The sequence below is a fragment of the Shewanella sp. TB7-MNA-CIBAN-0143 genome, assembly GCF_040310065.1.
Classification (GTDB): Bacteria; Pseudomonadota; Gammaproteobacteria; order Enterobacterales; family Shewanellaceae; genus Shewanella.
This window is the reverse complement of record NZ_JBEOPL010000047.1, coordinates 1-2,485: the sequence shown is the minus strand read 5'-3', so window position 1 is coordinate 2,485 and position 2,485 is coordinate 1. Positions and strand designations below refer to the sequence as shown.

Annotated in this window: 2 protein-coding genes; both read left to right on the top strand. The window is 39.9% G+C overall.

The window, feature by feature from the left end; genetic code table 11:
- The first annotated feature begins 420 nt into the window (after positions 1-420).
- Positions 421-978: a DUF4136 domain-containing protein gene (locus AAEY97_RS21015; RefSeq protein WP_351001271.1), complete on the top strand. Its 558-nt coding sequence runs from the start codon at positions 421-423 to the stop codon at positions 976-978.
- 575 nt (positions 979-1,553) lie between these two features.
- Positions 1,554-2,066, top strand: a complete 513-nt coding sequence (rfaH, locus tag AAEY97_RS21010) for a transcription/translation regulatory transformer protein RfaH (protein WP_351001268.1) — start codon at positions 1,554-1,556, stop codon at positions 2,064-2,066.
- Positions 2,067-2,485: the final 419 nt, after the last annotated feature.

Below are 2,485 nucleotides of genomic sequence, written 5' to 3'. Positions count from 1 at the left end.
TGTTGATTTTATAGCATCTAGCCGCGTAGCGTCCTAGCAGCTCGCAGGTTCGCCAGAGGACGGACTACGTCCTGCTAGAACAGCTTCGCAGCTCAGATTGACTCGCTGCGATACTAGGCTGTTGATTTTATAGTATCTAGCCGCGAAGCGTCCTAGTTGCTCGCAGGTTCGCGAGAGGGCGGACTACGTCCTGCTAAAACAGCTTCGCAGTAGTATTGACTAGCTGCGATACTAGGCTGTTGATTTTATAGCATCTAGCCGCGTAGCGTCCTAGCAGCGTAGCGATCTAGGCTCTTGGATTGTCATCGCTCTTTAACACTATTTCCGTTTGTTATCATTTGTTATGAAACCTTGTTAACTTGACAACGCCTTTGCTCTCTATAAGCTAATAAGAATTAACATCTTGTTTTTGGAGCCTGTATGAAAACCTTATTTATCGCTGCGGCAGTATTAGCATTGAGCGCATGTAGCACCTTGAAATCTACTTCAGACTTCGATCCATCGGTATCATTTGAACAATATAAAACCTATTCATGGGTAGAGAAAAAAAATGAAGATGCGGGCTATCATTTAGACGGACTCATGGACCAACGTGTTCGTGCTGCTATCGAAACTCAATTAAGCCAAAAAGGCATCAGTAAAGCCGACAAACAAAATGCCGATTTATTAGTTAACTACATCACCAAAGTTGATAAAAAAATCAATATCGACACCTTTAACAGTAACTTCGGCTATAACCCATATTACGGCCCTCGTTGGGGATTTGGCGGCAGTATTCATAGTGAAACGACTGTGCGTGAATACGATGTTGGCACATTAATGGTCGACTTAGTTGATAACAAAACGGGTAAGTTAATTTGGCGTGGTACTGTGGCTGATACCGTGCGTGAACAAAGCACTCCAGAAGAGAGAATTAACACTATCAATCAAGCAATTGGTACTGTAATGATGAATTATCCACCCAAGCCGAATAAGTAACCTTTAGCACAACATAAAGTATCTAATGAAAGCCTCGTTTATCGAGGCTTTCTTTTTTGTAGGCTAGAAATATCTATAGCGCCTCAAACTGACATTAATGACTAACATCAAACAGAATTTATCGATTTAATAATCGGCAAGTCAGATTTGGATTGTCATAACTGGAAGTGAAATAATATGATAAAAGGCCGTCAATTTTTTGTTAAATCTGTTTAGGTGTTCAGACTATTGACGGATTTTGAGACAGTGCCTTTACTTTTGGTTACAGCTAACGTAAGCAGATTGATATTACTAAGCTCTTTTAATTATACATAAAGCAAAATTAACCGGGCGCCGTGCGCTAAAGGTGTTAAGTCAATGTAGAATGATAAATCAATTAGTTACTTCTAAATGTAGATAATAAATGATGGTGTTATTGCTTAATATAAAACCAGACAATGATTTAAACGCTGTATTTATAGGCATTAAGGTTCAAAAACACATTCAAATAGGTAAGTAATTTTGTTAATATCCCAAGCCGTGAATGGGATGTCACTTGCTCAAACTGATGAGCAAATTTAAACAAGCGAGTAATAATGAAATCTTGGTATTTACTGTATTGCAAACCACGTCATGAAGTACGTGCACAGCAAAATTTGGCTTTACAAGAAGTCGAAAGTTATTTACCTGTGATCACCCAGCAAAAAATGGTCCGCAACAAACCACAAATGGTTACGGCACCACTTTTCCCTAGTTACCTGTTTATCTATTTTGATCCTCTCGTCACCAGCGTCAGCAAAATCCACAATACACGTGGTGCTAATCGTATTGTTGGCTGCCGAGAAGATATGACTCCCATTGACGACAGAATTATCTCAGCGCTTAAAAGGCGTGTTGAAGGTTATGTGCCAGAAGAGGTCAAACCGTTAGGCAAAGGCGATAAAGTCAAATTTGTCGATGGACCGTTTAAAGACCTTGAGGCAATATTTGACGAGAATAATCCTGATAAACGTTGCCATGTGTTATTTAACATCATGGGACAACAAAAACGGATTCTAGTCGAGTTGACGAATTTACAAGCTGTACCAAATAATGACCAAACAACATAAATAGCGAATATGACTAAATAACTAAGCTGTCAGATAATGGCGACAGTCTTTGTAGGATATTGTCCATTCATAAGCTGAATGACGCTGATTTATAGCGTTGTTTTTGGTCTTAAAGGTTGAATATTAACCGTTTAGATGGTGTTTAGGCTATTTTGCAACAATTTTGAAACGTTCTGGGGGTTTTACTCAAGCATCTATGCTGATTTTTGAGTATAATTCCGCGCTTGATTAGCGATTGTTACAGTTTAAAGCTAATAAAAAATTAAAGATTCGCGTAGCGAAGGGCATATTGGAAGCCGTAATCCATGGGCGGTAGCGTGTCTGAAATAGAGCGCTTCGCTGCTAGGACGACCTTCGGTCTTCTAGGGCGCTTCGCTTCTAGGACGACCTTCGGTCTTCTAGGGCGCTTCGCTTCTAGG

Coding starts and splice junctions, on each gene's coding strand:
- AAEY97_RS21015 (WP_351001271.1), top strand. CDS start 421: ATGAAAACCTTATTTATCGCTGCGGCAGTATTAGCATTGAGCGCATGT.
- rfaH (WP_351001268.1), top strand. CDS start 1,554: ATGAAATCTTGGTATTTACTGTATTGCAAACCACGTCATGAAGTACGT.